The organism is Paenibacillus sp. CF095, from assembly GCF_900101225.1.
GTDB lineage: Bacteria > Bacillota > Bacilli > Paenibacillales > Paenibacillaceae > Paenibacillus.
Genome location: NZ_FMZN01000001.1, coordinates 2,837,821 through 2,858,178, shown reverse-complemented (window position 1 = coordinate 2,858,178; position 20,358 = coordinate 2,837,821). Strand labels below are relative to the sequence as shown.

Annotated in this window: 18 protein-coding genes; all 18 read left to right on the top strand. The window is 45.5% G+C overall.

Annotated features, from left to right (window positions below):
- The first annotated feature begins 45 nt into the window (after positions 1-45).
- Complete coding sequence (locus tag BLS69_RS12360) at positions 46-360, top strand: hypothetical protein (RefSeq protein ID WP_091031869.1); 315 nt, start codon at positions 46-48, stop codon at positions 358-360.
- Positions 361-425: 65 nt separating this feature from the next.
- Complete coding sequence (locus tag BLS69_RS12355; protein ID WP_091031867.1) at positions 426-1,010, top strand: hypothetical protein; 585 nt, start codon at positions 426-428, stop codon at positions 1,008-1,010.
- Positions 1,011-1,013: 3 nt separating this feature from the next.
- Positions 1,014-1,640, top strand: coding sequence for an endolytic transglycosylase MltG (locus tag BLS69_RS12350; RefSeq protein ID WP_091031864.1), 627 nt, complete (start codon positions 1,014-1,016; stop codon positions 1,638-1,640).
- Between the two features lie 295 nt (positions 1,641-1,935).
- Complete coding sequence (gene rpsB, locus BLS69_RS12345; protein WP_017689155.1) at positions 1,936-2,634, top strand: 30S ribosomal protein S2; 699 nt, start codon at positions 1,936-1,938, stop codon at positions 2,632-2,634.
- A gap of 115 nt (positions 2,635-2,749) precedes the next feature.
- On the top strand, positions 2,750-3,400 hold the full coding sequence (gene tsf, locus BLS69_RS12340) for a translation elongation factor Ts (protein ID WP_062833819.1): 651 nt from the start codon (positions 2,750-2,752) through the stop codon (positions 3,398-3,400).
- A gap of 232 nt (positions 3,401-3,632) precedes the next feature.
- Complete coding sequence (gene pyrH, locus BLS69_RS12335) at positions 3,633-4,361, top strand: UMP kinase (protein ID WP_017689153.1); 729 nt, start codon at positions 3,633-3,635, stop codon at positions 4,359-4,361.
- Complete coding sequence (gene frr / locus BLS69_RS12330; protein WP_017689152.1) at positions 4,361-4,915, top strand: ribosome recycling factor; 555 nt, start codon at positions 4,361-4,363, stop codon at positions 4,913-4,915. Before pyrH ends, frr begins: the two co-directional genes overlap by 1 nt.
- Before the next feature lie 89 nt (positions 4,916-5,004).
- The gene (locus BLS69_RS12325) at positions 5,005-5,772 is read left to right on the top strand and encodes an isoprenyl transferase (RefSeq protein ID WP_017689151.1); all 768 of its coding nucleotides are present in this window, start codon (positions 5,005-5,007) and stop codon (positions 5,770-5,772) included.
- Between the two features lie 16 nt (positions 5,773-5,788).
- Complete coding sequence (locus BLS69_RS12320) at positions 5,789-6,583, top strand: phosphatidate cytidylyltransferase (RefSeq protein ID WP_091031861.1); 795 nt, start codon at positions 5,789-5,791, stop codon at positions 6,581-6,583.
- A 70-nt stretch (positions 6,584-6,653) separates the two neighbouring features.
- Positions 6,654-7,793, top strand: coding sequence for a 1-deoxy-D-xylulose-5-phosphate reductoisomerase (locus tag BLS69_RS12315; RefSeq protein ID WP_091031860.1), 1,140 nt, complete (start codon positions 6,654-6,656; stop codon positions 7,791-7,793).
- 113 nt (positions 7,794-7,906) lie between these two features.
- Positions 7,907-9,178, top strand: coding sequence for an RIP metalloprotease RseP (gene rseP / locus BLS69_RS12310; RefSeq protein WP_091031857.1), 1,272 nt, complete (start codon positions 7,907-7,909; stop codon positions 9,176-9,178).
- Between the two features lie 62 nt (positions 9,179-9,240).
- The gene (proS, locus tag BLS69_RS12305) at positions 9,241-10,695 is read left to right on the top strand and encodes a proline--tRNA ligase (RefSeq protein WP_091031854.1); all 1,455 of its coding nucleotides are present in this window, start codon (positions 9,241-9,243) and stop codon (positions 10,693-10,695) included.
- A 152-nt stretch (positions 10,696-10,847) separates the two neighbouring features.
- Positions 10,848-15,167, top strand: coding sequence for a PolC-type DNA polymerase III (locus tag BLS69_RS12300; protein WP_091031852.1), 4,320 nt, complete (start codon positions 10,848-10,850; stop codon positions 15,165-15,167).
- A gap of 256 nt (positions 15,168-15,423) precedes the next feature.
- The gene (rimP, locus tag BLS69_RS12295; protein WP_091017262.1) at positions 15,424-15,885 is read left to right on the top strand and encodes a ribosome maturation factor RimP; all 462 of its coding nucleotides are present in this window, start codon (positions 15,424-15,426) and stop codon (positions 15,883-15,885) included.
- A 123-nt stretch (positions 15,886-16,008) separates the two neighbouring features.
- Positions 16,009-17,106, top strand: coding sequence for a transcription termination factor NusA (gene nusA / locus BLS69_RS12290; RefSeq protein WP_062833827.1), 1,098 nt, complete (start codon positions 16,009-16,011; stop codon positions 17,104-17,106).
- Positions 17,107-17,131: 25 nt separating this feature from the next.
- Positions 17,132-17,437, top strand: a complete 306-nt coding sequence (gene rnpM, locus BLS69_RS12285) for an RNase P modulator RnpM (RefSeq protein ID WP_017689143.1) — start codon at positions 17,132-17,134, stop codon at positions 17,435-17,437.
- Positions 17,430-17,759 carry a L7Ae/L30e/S12e/Gadd45 family ribosomal protein gene (locus BLS69_RS12280; protein ID WP_017689142.1) on the top strand — a complete coding sequence of 110 codons (330 nt, stop codon included), beginning with the start codon at positions 17,430-17,432 and terminating at the stop codon, positions 17,757-17,759. Before rnpM ends, BLS69_RS12280 begins: the two co-directional genes overlap by 8 nt.
- Positions 17,752-20,337 carry a translation initiation factor IF-2 gene (gene infB / locus BLS69_RS12275; RefSeq protein ID WP_091031850.1) on the top strand — a complete coding sequence of 862 codons (2,586 nt, stop codon included), beginning with the start codon at positions 17,752-17,754 and terminating at the stop codon, positions 20,335-20,337. Before BLS69_RS12280 ends, infB begins: the two co-directional genes overlap by 8 nt.
- Positions 20,338-20,358 lie beyond the last annotated feature (21 nt).

Sequence of the window (20,358 nt, the reverse complement as noted above, 5' to 3'; positions counted from 1 at the left end):
ATTCAGGCACAGGAAGAAATCCATTCGAAACCGTGAGGTGAGCGTATGAGTTTCAAAGCAGTGGAGTTGCAGATTGCGGTACCACGAACAAGTGAAGCGGGACGTTATCAAAGTGAAGCCCAGCAGCGACCGATTACGGATCAGAATCTTTTGGCAGAGCAAACGTCGAAAGAAGCAAATGAAGCAAGGCAACGAAGTGAAGCAATGGACGAAACTTCACAGACTTCGGTGCGTGATGGTCATAAACATGATGGGGATCAGCAGAGTGGTTCCGATGGACAGGAGACTGCTCAGGCTCAAGAAACTGTTAAACCTGCAGAGCACCCGTACAAAGGAAAACACATAGATCTGTCTTTATAATAAATGGTTGTTATGGACATGGAGTCTTGCGCACCGATGGTTGAATCAGAAGGAGAGAACCCAATTTGTCACCATGGATCATTATTGTCATATTAGGGGCCTGCGCCATCGCCTACGCTTATATAATGCCTCGGAAAAACAAGGCGCAAGAGCCCGGGCATCAACTGGTGCAGGAGATGGAATCTACGCTTGAACACTACATGACCGAGATCGAAAATGATAATGATGCTCTTATTCAACGTGTGGCTGAAATGAAGGGAGAAGCGACAGCAGCCGATCAACGTATGCAATTGCAACTTCAGGAATTACAGCAGCGGTTGGATCAGCTCGAACAGAGCAAAAAGAACGAACCTGTCGCATCACCTGTTCCACACTCCGGGAATGTATCCGTACAATCTTCCGAAGGTTTGCAAGCACAAGCCCTCGTGAAAAGTGTACAAGCTGAGGCGGCCCAGCAGGCTTTAGAAGAAGAGGTACAGACCAGTGAAGTCGAATCTTTGCCTGGGCGTGAATCTATTAAAGATCGATATGCAGAACTCTTTAATCTACACGCTGAGGGTAAGTCGATGGATGCCATATCCAAGCAGACAGGTATTCAGCGTGGTGAGGTACAGTTAATACTGCAACTGGCAGAACGGGAGGAAAGCTAAGTCATGGACAAGCGATCCTTATGGATTGGTCTGGGGAGCGGCATGATTATTGGTGCGGTTTTGCTTCAACTGGCCACAGTTGGACAAAATGCTTTGTCGGATAGTAATCTGGACCCCGAGCAGACCGCCAATATGACCAAAGAACAGCTTGAAACAGTCGCAAAAAGCCTGGATATGAAGGTGGTCGGTTCTGAAGAGGAATTATACACAGAAACTGAGTGGGTAGAGAAGAAAAAGCAGGAAAGCAGTGAGTTGCAGGGGAATACAGCAACGCCGCCTGAGACAGTAACCTCTACGCAGACACCTGCAGAGCCTGAGAACCCACAAGAGCCTGCTGCAAGTGAAGTTGAAGGGCAGAAAGAGATAACTGAGCCGAAGACAACAGAACCTGTAACGCCGAGTAATCCGAAAGGCGCAACAGTATCATTCAAAGTACGTTCAGGCAATAGTCTGGCGATCGTTGCAGCAAATCTCAAAACCGCGGGAATCGTAGATGATGCTCAAGCATTCATAAAGGCTGGCAAAGCTGAGCGAATCAATACCAAAATCCAAGTGGGTACTTATGCGCTTGAAAAAGGTGAAAGTTTCAAATCCATTATCGCAAAAATTACGAAAGAACCGTCAAACTGAGCATGCTCGGACAGGGCGGTTTTTGCGTATTAAACGGTGCATTTTCAAAGCTTGATAATAATTAGTGTTGATTTACATATCAGATTTAAAATGATTCGATACTAGCAAAAAGTAAAAAGTAGATTTTAGCTTCAAAGACTGTTGCATCAGACAGTCAGTTGTGATATATTAGATAACGGTGTTAAAACACACGCATGTGCTAATTTTGTTGAGGGTGCTTTCCTTATGGAGAGTCTTGGCGAAAAATGATGCCGGCGGAGGACACAATAAAAACCATATTAGGAGGTGTGTGAAGATGGCAGTAATCTCCATGAAGCAGCTTCTCGAAGCTGGGGTACACTTCGGTCACCAAACTCGTCGTTGGAACCCAAAAATGGATCGTTATATCTTCACTGAAAGAAACGGAATTTACATCATCGATTTGCAAAAAACGGTGAAAAAAGTCGAAGAGGCTTACAACTTCGTTAAAGGAATCGCAGGAGAGAATGGTAAAATTCTTTTCGTGGGTACTAAGAAACAAGCTCAAGATTCCGTTAAAGAAGAAGCTGAACGTGCTGGTCAATTCTACATTAACCAACGCTGGCTCGGCGGTACCCTGACTAACTTCCAAACTATTCAAAAACGTATTGATCGTTTGAAACAGTTGGAAGCTTGGGAAGAAGACGGTACATTCGCTGTATTGCCTAAAAAAGAAGTTATCTTGCTTCGCAAAGAAAAAGATCGTCTGGAGAAATTCTTGGGCGGTATTAAAAATATGAAAGGCCTGCCAAGCGCCCTGTTCATCATCGATCCACGCAAAGAGCGTATCGCTGTTGCGGAAGCTCGCAAATTGGGTATCCCAATTGTAGGTATCGTTGATACTAACTGCGATCCGGATGAGATCGATTATGTTATCCCAGGTAATGACGACGCGATCCGCGCTGTTAAATTGCTGACAGGTAAAATGGCTGATGCTGTAATCGAAGCTAACCAAGGCGAAGAAACTTCCGCTTAATAGATTCGAACATATGTTATAAACTAAATGAAAAGGGTGGTTGGCAGGTGGATAACCTCTCACTGCCCTTTTTTTAGAGTGTACGTACAATACTTAATTTTGGAGGGAATTTATAATGGCAGTTAATGCGAGTGCAGTAAAAGAACTTCGCGAAAGAACGGGCGCTGGTATGCTCGATTGCAAAAAAGCACTGGAAGAAGCAAACGGTGATGTAACAAAAGCAGCTGAATTGTTGCGTGAGAAAGGTCTTTCTGCAGCAGCAAGCAAAGCAGGCCGTGCAGCAACTGAAGGCGTTGTAGAATCTTACATCCACGCTGGTGGACGTATTGGTGTCTTGGTTGAAGTTAACTGTGAAACAGACTTCGTTGGTAAAACGGATCAATTTAAGGATTTTGTTAAAGATGTAGCTATGCAAATCGCTGCAGCTAATCCTAAATTCGTTACACGCGAAGAAGTTCCTACAGAAGAGCTGGAAAAAGAAAAAGAAATTTTGAAAGCTCAAGCTCTTAACGAAGGTAAACCAGAGAAAATCATTGAAAAAATGGTTGAAGGCCGTATCGGTAAATACTACGAAGAGTACTGCCTAATGGAACAAACTTTCGTTAAAGATCCAGACAAAACGATCTCTCAATTGCTGAACGAAAAAATCAGCCAAATTGGTGAAAACATCTCCATCCGTCGTTTCGTTCGTTACGAACTGGGTGAAGGTCTTGAGAAAAAAGTAGACAACTTCGTAGAAGAAGTAATGTCCCAAGTAAACAAATAAGACGGTTTCTATAAACCGGCGAGCAGAATTGATTTTCGAAGATATAAGAATGATGAAACTTCGAAGCGTAAACTCCCTTATATCTCAGGAAAACAGTGCCTTACCGGTTAAACGTTTTTCCTAAAAGAGCGGAACACAACTGTGTTCCTTTCTTTTTAAGCAGGAGGCCATGCGCGAGAAGTTTTGTTGGTTGGACACCAAGCGTGTTCGATTCAAAGTGGAGGGTGAATAATTGGAACAGCCAGTATTTAAACGTGTTGTCTTAAAGGTCAGCGGAGAGTCTCTTTCCGGTCAAAACGGCTACGGTATTGATGCAGATACGATCTCGTCGATTGCCCAACAGGTAAAAGAGGTTGTTGCACTTGGTGTACAGGTTGCTATTGTATGTGGCGGCGGAAACATCTGGCGTGGTATTGCCGGTAGCGAAAACGGCATCGATCGTGCAACTGCCGATTATATGGGTATGCTGGCGACAGTAATGAACTCGCTGGCACTGCAGGATGCTTTGGAACAGATTGAAGTGCCTACGCGTGTACAGACATCTATTGCAATGCAACAGATTGCAGAGCCTTATATTCGTCGTAGAGCTATTCGCCATCTGGAGAAAGGCCGGGTCGTTATTTTTGCAGCAGGTACAGGTAACCCGTTCTTTTCCACGGATACAACAGCAGCACTGCGCGCAGCGGAGATTGAAGCAGAAGTTATCTTGATGGCCAAAAATAAAGTTGATGGTGTATACTCAGCAGATCCGTTTAAGGACAGTACAGCTGTGAAATTTGATCAGTTGACTTACATGGATATTCTTAACAAAGACCTTGGTGTAATGGATTCAACGGCATCCTCGCTTTGTAAGGACAACAACATCCCGTTGATCGTATTTGCCATTACGGAACAAGGTAACATCAAACGTGTTGTTCTGGGCGAACGTATCGGAACAATCGTTAAAGGGAGTGTAGATTAATGCCACAAGCGGTTAAACAACATGCCGAAGAGCGTATGGAAAAAGCAATTCAAGCATTGCGTCGTGACCTGGCTACTTTGCGTGCAGGCCGCGCAACTCCAGCTCTTCTGGATCGAATTCAGGTAGAGTATTATGGGGCAATGACGCCATTGAATCAACTCGCTAATATCAGTACTCCGGATTCCCGTACACTGATGATTCAGCCTTGGGACAAATCCTCCATGGGTGACATCGAGCGTGCCATCATGAAATCGGATCTGGGTCTTACTCCAGCCAATGATGGTAGCATGATCCGTTTGTCTATTCCGGCATTGACGGAAGAACGCAGAGCGGAACTTGTTAAGCTGACGAAGAAGTTCGGTGAAGAAGGTAAAGTAGCGATTCGTAACATTCGCCGTGACGCGAATGATGACATCAAGAAAATGGAAAAGTCAGATATTTCCGAGGATGAATCGCGGAGACATCAGGACGACATCCAAAAATCGACCGACAAGTTTATTGCTGAAGTCGATAAGGTACTCGCTGCCAAAGAAAAAGAAATCATGGAAGTGTAAGACAAGCGCAGCCCCTCCAATACGGTGGGGTTTTGTCTCTTTTTCCAAGCTTCAGATAAAGAAACTTCAGGGATTTTGGAGGAACAGGAATGATCAAACGGGTTCGGTCGTGGTGGAATGGGGCTGACAAGCAGGAAACGCTGACTATATCCGAGGACAATATCCCGCAGCACGTCGCCATCATCATGGACGGCAATGGACGATGGGCCAAACGTTTGGGACTCCCGCGTATAGCCGGGCACCAAAATGGCATGAAGGCGGTCAAACGTGCGACCATCGCGGCGGATGAACTGGGCATCAAATATCTGACGATGTACGCTTTTTCGACAGAAAACTGGACGCGTCCAAAAGAAGAAGTGGATTTTCTGATGCGACTTCCGCAAGAATTTCTAGCCATAGAGCTGGATGAACTTATAGAAAAAAATGTGCGCATTCGCATGATGGGTCAAGAGGAACATTTACCTTCTCATACCATTAATGCCTTGCGGGAAGCCATTCGTCTTACGGAACATAATACAGGTCTCGTTTTGAACTTTGCAATGAACTATGGAAGTCGTCGTGAAATGACGGACTGTGTTAAACAGATCGCTCTGCAGGTGAAATCGGGGGAACTATCGGCAGAGGACATAACACCTGAACTCATTGATAGACATATGCTGACGGTTGACATGCCCGATCCGGATCTGCTGATCCGGACGAGTGGAGAGTTGAGATTAAGCAACTTTATGCTCTGGCAGCTTGCATATAGTGAATTATGGTTTACGGATATATACTGGCCCGAATTTGGCAAAAAGCATTTGCTTGAAGCAGTAGCCGAATATCAGCGCAGAACAAGGCGTTACGGCGGTTTGAAATAGATGGAGGATGAAGCCGTTGAAACAGCGATTAACGACAGGAATCATAGCAGGTGTGTTGTTTTTAGGTTTTTGCATGCTGGGCGGACCCTGGTACCATGGTTTGGTATTGCTTATGGCTCTCATCGGTTATTATGAATTTGTTAAAATGACCGGGGTGATGCCTTTTTCAGGTGTGGCCCTGATTGGATATGCTGGTGTTTTTGCCATTGTGTTTCCTTGGGAAATGCTTTGGGAGGCAAGACCGCTATCCTTATTTCAGGTCATCTGGATAGTAATGCTTGTACTGATGACAGCTTCGGTTGTCACCAAAAATAAGGTTCCCGTGAATACAGTGGCCATGCTTTTCCTTGGCGTGTTGTATATAGGGATCGGTTTCTATTACATTGCAGAATCCAGACATCTGCATCATGGATTGTTCTGGACGTTCCTTTTGCTGGGCTCCATATGGGCCAGTGATGCAGGAGCTTATTTTGTAGGGAAACTAATTGGTAAAAACAAACTGTGGCCTTCCATTAGTCCAAACAAAACCGTGGAGGGTGCACTGGGTGGCATCGTGATTGCAATTGTTACTTCTGTTATTTTTGCATTAGTATCAGATGGTTTACTTTCCTGGCAGAGAGCGATTGTGATCGGAATTGCCTGTGCAGTTGTAGGTCAGATGGGTGACTTGATCCAGTCTGCATACAAACGTGTATATAATATCAAGGATTCAGGCAGTCTTCTCCCAGGGCATGGAGGCATTCTTGATCGGTGCGACAGCTGGATTGTTGTTTTTCCATTCGTACATATACTAATGCTACTGCCCTACTAAAGAAGAACATGAGTCTGAGATACCAGCATTGTTCGCCGTAGGCATTGGATAATTTAAGATGAGGTGCAGCATGAAAAAAATTGCGATTCTTGGGTCAACCGGTTCTATTGGAACCCAGACACTGGATGTAGTTGACATGCATCCAGAACTCTTTCAAGTAGAGGGACTGGCTGCCGGAGGCAATACAGACCTGCTGATCGAACAAACCAAACGTTATCGGCCGAAGAAAGTATCGGTGGGGTCCAAAGAATTGGCGGAGAAGGTAGCTCCACATTTGCCTGCAGGAACGCAACTATTTTATGGCACAGAAGGACTCGTAGAAGTTGCGGCAGGAACTGATGCGCATACGGTTGTAACAGCGGTGGTGGGGAGTGTTGGATTGGAGTCAACGCTTGCTGCCATAGACGCAGGCAAACAGATTGGGCTGGCCAACAAGGAGACATTGGTTACGGCGGGACATATTGTTACTACAAGAGCGGCTGCCAAAGGAGTCTCTTTGCTGCCCATCGATAGTGAGCACTCTGCGATATACCAATGCTTGAATGGTGAAAACAGAGAACGCTTGGCAGGCATTACGCTCACCGCTTCAGGTGGATCATTCCGTGATCTTACCCGTGAACAGTTGAAGAGCGTGACTATAGAGGATGCGCTTAAACATCCGAATTGGTCAATGGGGTCCAAAATTACGATAGACTCGGCAACGATGGTTAACAAGGGTCTCGAGGTCATTGAAGCACATTGGTTATTTGGTCTTCGATATGATCAGATTAATGTATTACTTCACCCAGAGAGTGTTATTCATTCCTATGTGGAATTTGATGACACCAGCATCATCGCACAACTGGGGAATCCGGATATGCGAGTTCCAATTCAATATGCACTGACTTACCCTGACCGCTTGCCATCACCAGCAAAGCGTCTGTCTCTTGCTCAAGCTGGGAAATTACATTTCCGTGAGATGGATATGGTACGGTTCCCGTGTTTAAGAATGGCGTATGAGTGTGGTAAAATGGGAGGAACCGCAACAACGGCGTTTAATGCAGCCAACGAGGTTGCTGTTGCCCGTTTCTTGCGTAAAGAGATTTCATTCCTTAAAATAGAAGATATTATTGCTTCTGTGCTGGAAGCACACCACAATGTGGACGAGCCTGATCTGCAGGAGATCGCGCGTTGTGATCAGGAGAGCCGTAAGCTTGCGGCCAGTCTGTAATCTCTTTTTTCATAACAAATTGGAAGAAGTGATTCTCTTGTGCGGCATCAGAGAATAATGATAATCTAGAGGGACAGACTGCGGTATGTGCCGTGAAGGAGGATGGATAGGGATTGGAAACCATACAAGTGGTATTTCTAACGGTGCTCATGTTCTTTGTCATCGTGACGGTTCATGAATGGGGGCATTATTATTTTGCCAAACGCGCCGGTATTCTTGTACGGGAGTTTGCGATCGGTTTTGGTCCCAAATTGTTCTCATATAAAAGAAACGAGACCCAGTTTACATTGCGTTTGTTGCCTTTTGGTGGATATGCACGGATGGCAGGGGAAGATCCGGAACTGGTAGAGATCCAGGAAGGACAGACCATTGCGGTAAGATCAGCGGATGACCAGGTGAAGATGATCTATCTGGATCAGTTGGATAACCGTAAAAATGTAATACGTGGTGAAGTTATCTCCATTGATATGGAGAACGCCCTGAAGCTTCAACTGGATGTAGATGGTGAGATTCAGGAGTATCGTATTCATCCTCAAGCAATGTTGGTAAGTCGTGGTAAACAAACGCAGATTGCACCGAAAGATCGTCAATTCGGCAGCAAAACCGTTGGACAGCGTGCATTGGCTATTTTTGCAGGCCCACTCATGAACTTTATCTTGGCCTTTGTGCTGTTTGCTGTATATGCGCAGATGGCAGGAGTTCCTGTGGAAAATCCAAAAAATCTTGAAATTGGTGAAGTGCTTGAAGGTGGGGCAGCCGATCAGGCGAACCTGCAAAAAGGTGATATTATTGAGACGATCAATGGTACAGTGATTGGTACAGATTCACAAAAAATGGTGTCGATGATTGCCGATTCCAAAGACAAGCCGATGGAATGGACGCTGCGCCGGGGTTCGGATACGTTTAATATAACGATTACTCCACGTGCTGTAGAAGGACAAGAGGGCGGTAAAGTGGGAATCGTACCTACGTTACCAACCCGATCTGTTGGATTTGTAGAGACATTTAAAGTCTCAGGCGTGGCCATGGTTGATACAACCAAAGTAATATTTGAAGGTTTTAAACATCTGATCAATCAATTCAACATGGATGATATTGGTGGTCCAGTTCGTACATTCGAAGTGACAGGGCAAATTGCTAAACAAGGGATTGAGCAGTTAACGAGATGGGCAGCGATTTTGAGTCTGTATCTTGGGATTTTCAACCTGCTACCAATACCTGCACTGGACGGCAGTCGTCTGGTATTTTTGGGAATTGAAGCGCTGCGCGGCAGACCTGTTGATCCCAATCGCGAAGGCATGGTGCATTTCATCGGATTTGCGATGTTGTTTGTGTTGATGCTGGCAGTAACTTACAATGATATATTACGTTTAATTAACGGATAATTACGGTTGGACTACGCTCTGGACATTCAGAGATAGTCGTTATGGGAGGACGCTGGAGTCTTATGTCAAAGGAAAATGATAAACAGTTCGTGACTGAAATCACACCACAGGGTGAGGACTTCTCACGCTGGTACATCGATGTTATCAAAAAAGCTGATCTCATGGACTATGCACCCGTACGCGGTTGTATTGTGTTTAAACCAGACGGCTTTGAAATCTGGGAACACATTAAGGATGAGTTGGATCGTCGTTTCCGGGAAACGGGTCATCGCAATGCGTACTTCCCGATGTTCATTCCTGAGAGCTTCTTTCAAAAGGAAAAAGAGCACGTGGAAGGTTTTAACCCTGAATTACCATGGGTTACGGAAGCTGGCGGAGAGAAGCTGGAAGAACGTCTGGCAATCCGTCCTACATCCGAAACGATTATTGGTCACATGTATTCCAAGTGGATTCAGTCTTATCGGGATCTTCCGGTACTGATTAACCAGTGGGCTAACGTAGTTCGTTGGGAAAAAAGAACGTTGCCTTTCCTTCGCACAAGTGAGTTCCTGTGGCAGGAAGGTCATACAGCGCATGAGACGGAAGAAGAAGCACGTGAAGAAACGATGAAAATGCTGGAGATTTATCGTGAAGTGGTTGAGGAATACTTGGCTATTCCTGTAATTGTGGGTCAGAAAACCAAATCCGAGAAGTTTGCGGGTGCGGTGGATACGTACTCGATCGAAGCCATGATGAAGGATGGACGTGCTGTACAAGCAGGTACATCTCACTACATGGGGACGAACTTTGCAAAAGCATTTGAAATCCAGTATCTTAGCCGAAATAATGTGCTGGAGCTGGCTTACACTACTTCATGGGGAGTAAGCACACGTTTGATCGGTGCATTAATTATGGTTCACGGAGATGATCGTGGTCTCGTACTTCCTCCTAAAGTGGCACCAACACAAGTGGTCATGATCCCAATTGGACCTCCGAAAACGCGTGATGCTGTTGTTGGGCGTGCAGATGAGTTGTTCACTGAGTTGAAAAAAGCTGGAGTCCGTGTGAAAATGGATGATCGCAGCGATGTTCGCCCAGGTTGGAAATTCAATGAATACGAGATGCGCGGTGTTCCGATTCGTCTGGAGATTGGTCCACGTGATATGGAAAATGGTGTTTGTGTACTCGTATCACGCATCACAGGTGAGAAGAAAGTGGTAGAACAAGCAAACCTGGTAGAAGAGATCCAGGCTATGCTGACACAGATTCAGGTAGATATGTTAGAGCGTGCTCGCACATTTATGTCGGATAACTTCTACTCCGTGGATACACTCGATGAGATGAAAGAACTGATGGAAAATAAACGCGGGTTTACACTGGCTGGATGGTGCGGTTCAGAAGCTTGCGAAGATAAAGTAAGAGAAGTCACAGGTGCAACAAGCCGGAACATTCCGTTCCAGCCTGCGGAAGAAAAGCATACGTGCCTGGCTTGTGGTGAACAGGCAGAACACACGGTTGTGTTTGCAAGAGCATACTAAGTCAGGATCACTTGACGAAAAGCACTTATTCACCAGTTGAGTAATGAATGGAGAGCTTCTGTCGGATAAAATGAGTCGGTGCGAGTTCGGATCGGTGACATTTTTGAATGCAGGGGCTTTTCATGCTTTAAGGGGGTACAAGGAGGAACACGATGAGCGGATTCGAGGAGAAGAGAAAACGGTTTGAGTTGTTGATGAAACAGGCAGAGCTTCCGGCTGGTCTGTTAGAGCCCTATTTTTTGGATGGATGGATTGAACAAGTAGAGACCAATCGAAGTAATCGGGAATGGAATATTCTGATTGCGAAGGATACGTTGGTACCCGCTCCAATCTATCGCACATTTTGCCTGCATATTCAAGAGAAGATGAATCATATCGCCAAAATTTCATTTGGCTTCAAATACACGGACAAGGTACAAAATGGTGATATCGTCAGTGAATATTGGAATCTGTTTCTGGAGTGGGTTACCCGTGAGATTCCATCTGTAAATGGCTGGATGAACCGGACAACCTTTGAATGTGAAGAGGATCTCCTACAACTGACAATGAGTGATGCAACGTCGATGGAATTGGCTCGTAAGAAACAGATTGATCAGGCTATTACAAAATTCTATGAAAAATACTTTCATCTACCTCTTCGCATCAAGATGCAAGTGGGCGAAGTGGGAAGTAATAAAGAGGCCATGGAACAGTTCCAGGCCCAAAAACGTGTAGAGGAACTTGAGGTCATCGAGAAGATGATGAGTGAAGTGGACACAGAAATCCCGGTGGATGAGGAGCAGGGTGATCTGCGTTTGCAGATGGGTTACGACATCAAGGAGCCAGCAGTACCCATGCAGGAAATCCAGGATGAAGAGAAAAAGGTCACGCTTCAAGGTTCGGTGTTTGGTCTGGATCGTAAAGAACTGCGAAACGGAAATACGTTGTTTACCTTCTACCTGACCGACTTCACGGATTCCATGCAAATGAAGATGTTTGCCAAAACAAAAGAGGATGTAAAAATTCTCAGTTTGCTGGCTAACGGTAAATGGGTAAAAGTGCGTGGTCGTGTAGAATATGACCGGTTTATGCAAATTCCTGAACTCGCCATGATTCCTTCGGATTTGATTGAAGTTAAAGCACCGCCGTCTCGCAAAGATAATGCACCAGAGAAACGGGTGGAGTTCCATTTGCACTCTACAATGAGTACGATGGATGCTGTAACTTCAATTGACAAATACGTAAAAATGGCAGCCGAGTGGGGGCATAAGGCGATTGCTGTCACTGATCATGGTGGTGTGCAGGTATATCCCGAGGCTTCCAAGGCTGCTAAGAAAAACGGGATTAAGATGATCTACGGCCTTGAGGCCAATGTTGTGAATGACTCTGTTGCCGTTGTAATGGCTCCTCAGCCATTGGATCTCCAAACAGCAACATACATCGTATTTGATATCGAGACCACAGGTTTGTCGGTAACACAGAACAAAATCATTGAGATTGCAGCAGTGAAGATGCAAGATGGTAAAGAAATCGATAGGTTTGCAACATTTGTGAATCCGCATGAACGCATTCCCTACAACATTCAGCAGTTGACCAATATTAATGATGACATGGTAAAAGACGCACCTGAGCTGGAGCCTGTTATCCGTGATTTTGTGCAGTTTGCTGGTGATGGTGTGCTTGTTGCGCATAATGCACGTTTTGACATGGGCTTTATCCAGGCTTCCCTAAAGCAAATTGGATTGCCAGAGCTTCCTAACCCGGTCCTTGACACATTGGAACTGGCGAGATTGTTATTTCCAAAAAATAAGAACCACCGTCTGAATACGATGGCGGATAAATATAAGGTTGGACTCGAAAGTCATCACCGTGCCATTGATGATACGGTTGCACTAGCGGGTATCCTGATCGGATTATTAAATGATGCTGCTCAGATGAAAGGGTTAACGAGGCTTGATCGCTTGAACGATTATGTAGGTGTCGACTTGTCGAATACAAGACCTTTCCATTGTGGAATCTATGCATTAAATGATGTCGGTAAGAAAAATCTATATAAGCTGGTATCTCTCTCTCATACGGAACATTTCAAGCGGGTACCGTGCATTCCCAAATCAAAACTGATTAATTTGCGTGAAGGTCTTGTAGTTATATCGGGCTGTGAAAAAGGGGAATTTTTCGAAGCGGTGCTTAACAAATCGCTTGAAGAAGCGGAAGAGATCGCTGAGTTCTATGACATACTGGAGATCCAACCACTTACAATGTATATGCATTTGGTGGATAAAGGGTTGGTGGCCACACCCGAAGAAATCAAAACAGCGATCCGTAAAGTCATTGATATAGGTGCAAAACTTAATAAACCGGTCATAGCCACAGGTAACGTGCACTATTTGGAACCGCGTGACAAGTTATATCGGGATATCACCATTCACGGAATTACAGGTTTTAGTCCACTCAAAGATCAACGTAAACCGGATGCACATTTTAGAACGACGGAGGAAATGCTGGAAGAGTTCCAGTTCCTGGGCCAAGATAAAGCTTACGAAGTCGTTGTTACAAATACGGTGGAGTTGTCTGATCGATTTGAGGAAATTAAGTTATTCCCGGACAAACTGTTTACTCCGATTCTGGAAGGTGCAGACGAAGAAATCCGTAATACCTGTTATAACACTGCCAAGTCCATCTATGGCGAGGAATTACCAGAAGTAATCGTGGCACGACTAGAGAAAGAGCTCATTCCAATTATTAAATACGGTTTTTCTGCCAACTATCTGATCTCGGAACGCTTGGTTAAAAAATCGAATCAGGATGGTTATCTCGTAGGTTCACGGGGATCGGTAGGCTCCTCTGTTGTTGCTACATTCCTGGGTATATCCGAGGTTAATCCACTACCTGCTCATTATATTTGTGTGAATTCGGAATGCAAACACAGCGAGTGGTTCCTGGATGGCAGTGTTCGGAGTGGATTTGACCTTCCAGAGAAAGAGTGTCCGGATTGTGGTGGCACACTTAAAGGAGAAGGCCAGGATATTCCGTTTGAGACCTTCCTTGGATTTAAAGGAGATAAAGTTCCCGATATTGACTTGAACTTCTCTGGTGATTATCAGCCTCATGCTCACAACTATACGAAAGTACTATTTAGTGAGAAGAGTGTTTTCCGTGCGGGAACCATTGGTACGGTGGCTGAGAAAACAGCATTTGGTTTTGCCAAGAAGTATGAGGAAGAACATCACAAGAAATGGCGCGGAGCTGAATTGAATCGTTTGGCCTCTGGCTGTACTGGGGTGAAACGGAGTACTGGACAGCATCCCGGCGGTATTGTCGTTGTACCTGATTATATTGAGGTCGAAGACGTTACACCTGTTCAGTTCCCAGCTGATGACGTTAATGCGGAGTGGAAAACTACACACTTTGATTATCATGCTTTTGAAGAAAACTTGCTGAAACTTGATATTCTGGGGCACGATGATCCAACTATGATGCGGATGCTGCAGGATTTGACAGGGGTCGATCCAACGACCATTCCGATGAATGATCCCAAAGTCATGAGCATGTTTAACTCAACCGACGCTCTGGGTGTTACACCGGAACAGATTAGGTCGCCAGTCGCGACGTTTGGCGTGCCAGAGATGGGAACGAAGTTTGTACGTCAGATGCTTGTCGAATCCCAGCCGACGTCTTTTGCCGATTTACTGCAGATTTCCGGATTGTCCCATGGTACAGGCGTATGGCTTGGAAACGCTCAGGATCTGATTAAGAACGGAACGTGTAACATTAAGACGGTAATTGGTTGTCGGGATGATATCATGTTGTTCCTGATCTATAAAACGGGCATGGACGCAAGTCTTGCCTTTAAAATTACGGAGAGTGTTCGTAAGGGACGGGGTCTGCCACAGGAATGGATTGACGAGATGAAGAATTGTAAAGTGCCTCAATGGTACATTGATTCGTGTCTCAAAATCCAGTACATGTTCCCGAAGGCTCACGCGGCCGCTTATGTTATTTCGGCAGTACGTACGGCGTTCTTCAAGCTGTATCATCCGATTGAATATTACGCAACTTACTTTACCGTTCGGGCGGATGAGATTGATATCGAACTGATGTGTCAGGGATATGACGCGATCTATCGAAAAATTACGGAGATTGAGCAATTAGGTTTCCAGGCACCTCCCAAAGAGAAAAACATGTTACCTGTCCTGGAAATGGGTCTGGAAATGGCAGCACGCGGATTCTCGCTGAAGTCCATTGACTTATACCGTTCGGAAGCGACAAAGTTCATCGTTGACGGAAAATCACTAATCCCTCCATTTTCGGCGTTGGCAGGAATCGGGGATAATGCTGCTCGCAATATTGCTGCAGCAAGAGATCATGGTGAGTTTCTATCGGTTGAGGACTTCCAGCAGAAGTCGAAAGCAAGTAAGACCATTGTTGAACTCCTGTCGAATATGGGATGTTTCCGTGGCTTGCCAGAGAGCAATCAGCTTTCCCTTTTCTAGGATTGAATTTGGATTTAAACATAGCGATTGTTGGGGGAACGTAATTTTTCCTTCATTAGTAAGTAAACTGCCTGAACCATCGCTTACTTGTCACTATTACCAGACTATGTTATAATTTTTGAAGTGAACGAGATAGTACGAATTTCTAAAGAGTGGGGAAACCCACTCTTTAGTCTTTGGTATACAAGAATCTTGGGTATTGAATAATCTGCCAGTGCTTTTTTGCTGGTGTAACCTAAGTTGGAGGTTATTGGTTTTGAGCACAACGAACATTAAATCTACCGTGGAAGAAATGATCCAACCCTACTTGAACGAACAAGGCTTCGAGCTGGTTGACATCGAATACGTCAAAGAAGGCAGCAACTGGTTTTTACGGGTGTATGTCGACAAAGAGGGTGGCATCGACATCGACGATTGCGTCTTGATCAGCGAAAAGCTGAGCGCCAAGCTGGATGAGAACGATCCGATTCCAACCATCTATTTCCTTGAAGTGTCTTCTCCCGGTGCGGAGCGTCCACTGAAAAAACCTGAGGACGTTACCAAATCTGTAGGCAAAAATGTTTTTGTTACAACCTACGAGCCGGTGAACGGATTGAAGGAATTTGAAGGCAAGCTGCTTTCCTTTGATGACGGGGAACTCGTGATCGAAGCAGGCAAAAAACAGCATGCCATTTCTTATGATAAGGTTGCCAGTGCGCGCCTAGCTATTTTGTTTTAAGTGCCTTGTTCACTTTATTAATGAAAAAGACACATCTCACGATAACGGCAAGGTGCTCATGAGTTCAGAGCCTTTCGCCGTTTTACGTATGAGATGCCATGTTTGAAAGGGGGATCAACATTCATGAGTATGGATTTTATTGAAGCAATGAATGAATTGGAACGGGAAAAAGGGATCAGCAAGGATGTGCTGTTTGAAGCGATCGAGGCTGCACTAATTTCCAGCTACAAGCGGAATTTCAACACGGCCCAGAATGTGCGTGTTGACATGAACCGTAATACGGGAGTTATTCGGGTGTATGCCCGTAAATTGATCGTGGAAGAAGTCCTGGATTCACGTACCGAAATTTCATTGCCTGCTGCACGAGAAATCAACCCACACTTCCAGCTGGAAGATATTGCGGAGATTGAAGTTACGCCGCGTGATTTCGGACGTATCGCGGCACAAACTGCCAAACAGGTAGTGACCCAGCGGATTCGTGAAGCCGAACGCGGCCTGATCTACAACGCTTTCGTAGATAAGGAAGAAGATATCGTTACGGGAGTGGTGCAGCGTCAGGATTTGCGCAATATCTACATCGATCTGGGCAAAATCGAAGCGGCTTTACCGCTGACCGAATTGATGCCGAACGAGAAGTTTGTTCATGGTGACCGTATTAAGGCGTATATCACCAAGGTCGAGAATACGACCAAAGGGCCGCAAATCATTTTGTCCCGTACCCATCCGGGCCTCTTGAAACGTCTCTTTGAACTGGAAGTGCCAGAGATCTTTGACGGTGTAGTTGAGATTCGCTCCGTCGCTCGCGAAGCAGGGTTCCGCTCCAAGATTGCCGTTCATTCCCGCAACGAAGAAGTTGATCCAGTTGGATCATGTGTAGGTCCTAAGGGAATGCGCGTGCAGACCATTGTGGGTGAGCTGCGCGGTGAAAAAATCGACATCGTTCGTTTCTCCGATCAGGTAGACGAATATGTTGCTAATGCACTGAGTCCTTCCAAAGTATTGGAAGTTCATGTATTTGAGGAAGAAAAGATGGCTCGGGTTATCGTTCCGGACTATCAACTGTCGCTCGCAATTGGTATCAAAGGCCAAAATGCCAGATTGGCAGCCAAATTAACCGGCTGGAAAATCGACATTAAGAGCGAGAGCCAGGCGGAACAGGAATTCGGCAGAGAAAAAGATTCTTCTTCTGAAATGCATCAGGATTCCGTCTCCGTCGACTAAAGTAAAGTACGGGGGGCGCTGACGTATGAAACCAAAAAAAGTGCCGCTGCGCAAATGTGTGGCATGCCAAGAAATGATGCCCAAAAAGCAGCTGATTCGCATTGTTAAAACGCCAGAGGATGAAGTGCTGATCGATTTGACTGGCAAAAAATCCGGACGTGGTGCCTATTTATGCGGCAAAGAGTCCTGTTTTAAGCTCGCACTCAAAAACCGGGCTTTGGATCGGGCGTTAAAAGGCAAAGTCTCACCTGAAATTTACGAGCAATTAGCAGCTGACTTCATCGCGGTTGAGGATGAATTCAAAGCAGCACAGGAGCGTGAACATGACTAATATTAAAACGCTGTCTTATCTGGGACTCTCTATGCGTGCAGGCAAACTTGTAACAGGTGAAGAAATTGTACTTAAAGCGATCCGTTCTTCCGAAGCTAAAATGGTTATTGTTGCGGGTGACGCCTCAGCCAATACACAAAAGAAATTTCGCGATAAATGCGGAACTTATAAGGTTCCTCTGTTGATCGGATTTGACCGGGATAGTCTGGGTTCAAGTATCGGTAAAGACACGCGTGTTGTTCTTGCAGTAACGGATCGAGGGTTTGCAAAAATGATCTCCAAGCAAGTCGGTATAATGTCGGAGGTGGAGTATATTGAGTAAACAGGAAAACAAGGATAAATTGCGAGTTTATGAATATGCGAAGTCCCTTAATATGAGTAGTAAAGAAATTATAACCATTCTTAAAAAGCTGGAAATTCCCGTAAACAATCATATGAGTGTCATGGAGAATGGTTCAGTCGGTAAGGTGGAACAATTTTTTAAAGATATAAAATCCACTGCTGCTTCGAAACAAGGCAACGATGCAAAACCAGTTGCTACTTCGGCAGTGCGCAGTGACAAACCAGTGGACAGCAACAAGCCGGCCGGCGGAGTGAACACGCCGAAGAGCAGTAACCCATCCGGTAGTCCCGTACAAACAAAAATACAACAGGAAAAGCAGGTAGGTATGAACAATAGACCAAATTCCAACAATAACAATGGCACCCAAAGACCCAGCGGCCAAGACAGCCGCAACAGAACGAACTCTTCCCAAGGCTCAAGCCAAGGAGGACAATCAACTAACCGTCCAAGACCAGCTCAAGGTGGACAAAGCAGTACTGCATCCCGTCCGCAAGGATCGGGTCAACGTCCAAATAACAGCGGTGGCGGTCAAGTAAGAACTTCAGGACCTAACAGCGGTGGCAATACGGGTACTGCTGGCAACCGTAGCGGTGGCCAAGGTCAGAGCCAAGGACAAGGCCAACGCAGAAGCGGCCCAGGTGGTACTACTGGCAGCAACAACAATAGTGGTAACCGTTCGAACAGCGGTGGCGGTGGACGTCGTTATGATGACAACCGTGGTGGCAACTTCCGTGGTAACCGTGGTGGCAAGAACAACCGCAACAGAAATCAACAACAGTACCAACAACGTGAGAAAATTGATAACACACCTAAGAAAATCATCGTTCGTGGTGATATGACTGTAGGTGAAACAGCGAAGTTGCTCCATAAGGATGCTTCCGAAGTTATCAAAAAGCTCATCGCTATGGGCGTTATGGCAACAATCAACCAAGAGCTTGATATCGAAACGATCCTTCTGCTTTCAGGTGAATTCGGTGTTGAGGTTGAAGTGAAGATTGTGCTTGAAGATGACCGTTTCGAAACACTGGAAGAGAATGATGATGCTGCTGACTTGCAAGCTCGTCCTCCAGTAGTTACAATCATGGGTCACGTTGACCATGGTAAAACAACTTTGCTGGATGCCATTCGTTCCACGAATGTAACAGGCGGCGAAGCAGGCGGAATCACGCAACATATTGGTGCATACCAAGTCGAAATCAACAACAAAAAAATTACGTTCTTGGATACTCCGGGTCATGAAGCGTTTACAGCAATGCGTGCACGTGGAGCACAGGTTACGGATATTACAATTATTGTCGTAGCTGCCGATGACGGTGTTATGCCACAAACAGTTGAGGCAATTAACCATGCCAAAGCTGCGGGGCTTCCAATTATCGTGGCTGTCAACAAAATTGACAAACCGGGCGCTGATCCAGATAAAGTAAAACAAGAATTGACTAACTATGAACTCGTTCCAGAAGAGTGGGGCGGAGATACCATCTTTGTTAACGTATCAGCAAAACAAAGAATGGGTCTGGAAGGTCTGCTTGAAATGATTCTGCTCGTTGCAGAAGTGAACGAATACAAAGCGAACCCGGACAAACGTGCCCGTGGTACGGTGATTGAAGCCGAGCTGGATAAAGGACGTGGCCCAGTTGCACGTATCCTCGTACAGCACGGTACATTGAAAGTCGGCGATGCTTTCGTAGCAGGTAACTGTTTCGGTCGTGTCCGTGCGATGGTCAATGACAAAGGTCGTCGTCTGAAAGAGGCTGGACCTTCAACACCTGTAGAAATCACAGGTTTGACTGAAGTTCCAGGTGCGGGAGATCCATTCATGGTGTTTGAAGATGAGCGCAAAGCGCGTTCCATCGCTGACAAACGTGCGATTACGCAACGTGAATCCGATCTGGGTACACATACTCGCGTAACGTTGGATGATCTGTTCCAGCACATCAAAGATGGTGAGATCAAAGATCTGAACGTAATCATCAAAGGTGACGTACAAGGTTCGGTTGAAGCATTGAAAGGTTCCCTTGCGAAGATCGAAGTTGAAGGTGTACGCGTGAAAATCATTCATAGCGGCGCTGGTGCAATCACTGAGTCCGACATCATTTTGGCCGCAGCATCCAATGCCATCGTGATTGGTTTCAACGTTCGTCCTGATAACCAGGCGAAAGCAACTGCAGATCAAGAGCAAGTAGACATTCGTCTGCATCGCGTAATCTACAGTGTTATCGAAGAAATTGAACAAGCGATGAAAGGTATGCTTGATCCGATCTACAAAGAAAAAGTTATCGGTCATGCTGAAGTTCGGAGCACGTTCTCCATCAGTAAAGTGGGTACCATCGCTGGTTGTATGGTTACCTCGGGTAAAATTACGCGTTCTGCGGAAGCACGCCTGATTCGTGATGGCATTGTCCTTTACGAAGGTAAGCTGGATTCCCTGAAACGTTATAAAGATGATGCCAAAGAAGTAGCACAAGGTTACGAGTGCGGTATCACACTGGATAAATATAATGATCTCAAAGAAGGCGACGTTATCGAAGCTTTCATTATGGAGACAGTACAACGATAAGCAAGGAAGCATGAGGTGAAC

Bases quoted from the DNA above. Each gene is read 5' to 3' on its own strand.
- BLS69_RS12360 (WP_091031869.1), top strand. From the start codon at position 46: ATGAGTTTCAAAGCAGTGGAGTTGCAGATTGCGGTACCACGAACAAGT.
- BLS69_RS12350 (WP_091031864.1), top strand. From the start codon at position 1,014: ATGGACAAGCGATCCTTATGGATTGGTCTGGGGAGCGGCATGATTATT.
- rpsB (WP_017689155.1), top strand. From the start codon at position 1,936: ATGGCAGTAATCTCCATGAAGCAGCTTCTCGAAGCTGGGGTACACTTC.
- tsf (WP_062833819.1), top strand. From the start codon at position 2,750: ATGGCAGTTAATGCGAGTGCAGTAAAAGAACTTCGCGAAAGAACGGGC.
- frr (WP_017689152.1), top strand. From the start codon at position 4,361: ATGCCACAAGCGGTTAAACAACATGCCGAAGAGCGTATGGAAAAAGCA.
- BLS69_RS12325 (WP_017689151.1), top strand. From the start codon at position 5,005: ATGATCAAACGGGTTCGGTCGTGGTGGAATGGGGCTGACAAGCAGGAA.
- BLS69_RS12315 (WP_091031860.1), top strand. From the start codon at position 6,654: ATGAAAAAAATTGCGATTCTTGGGTCAACCGGTTCTATTGGAACCCAG.
- proS (WP_091031854.1), top strand. From the start codon at position 9,241: ATGTCAAAGGAAAATGATAAACAGTTCGTGACTGAAATCACACCACAG.
- BLS69_RS12300 (WP_091031852.1), top strand. From the start codon at position 10,848: ATGAGCGGATTCGAGGAGAAGAGAAAACGGTTTGAGTTGTTGATGAAA.
- nusA (WP_062833827.1), top strand. From the start codon at position 16,009: ATGAGTATGGATTTTATTGAAGCAATGAATGAATTGGAACGGGAAAAA.
- rnpM (WP_017689143.1), top strand. From the start codon at position 17,132: ATGAAACCAAAAAAAGTGCCGCTGCGCAAATGTGTGGCATGCCAAGAA.
- BLS69_RS12280 (WP_017689142.1), top strand. From the start codon at position 17,430: ATGACTAATATTAAAACGCTGTCTTATCTGGGACTCTCTATGCGTGCA.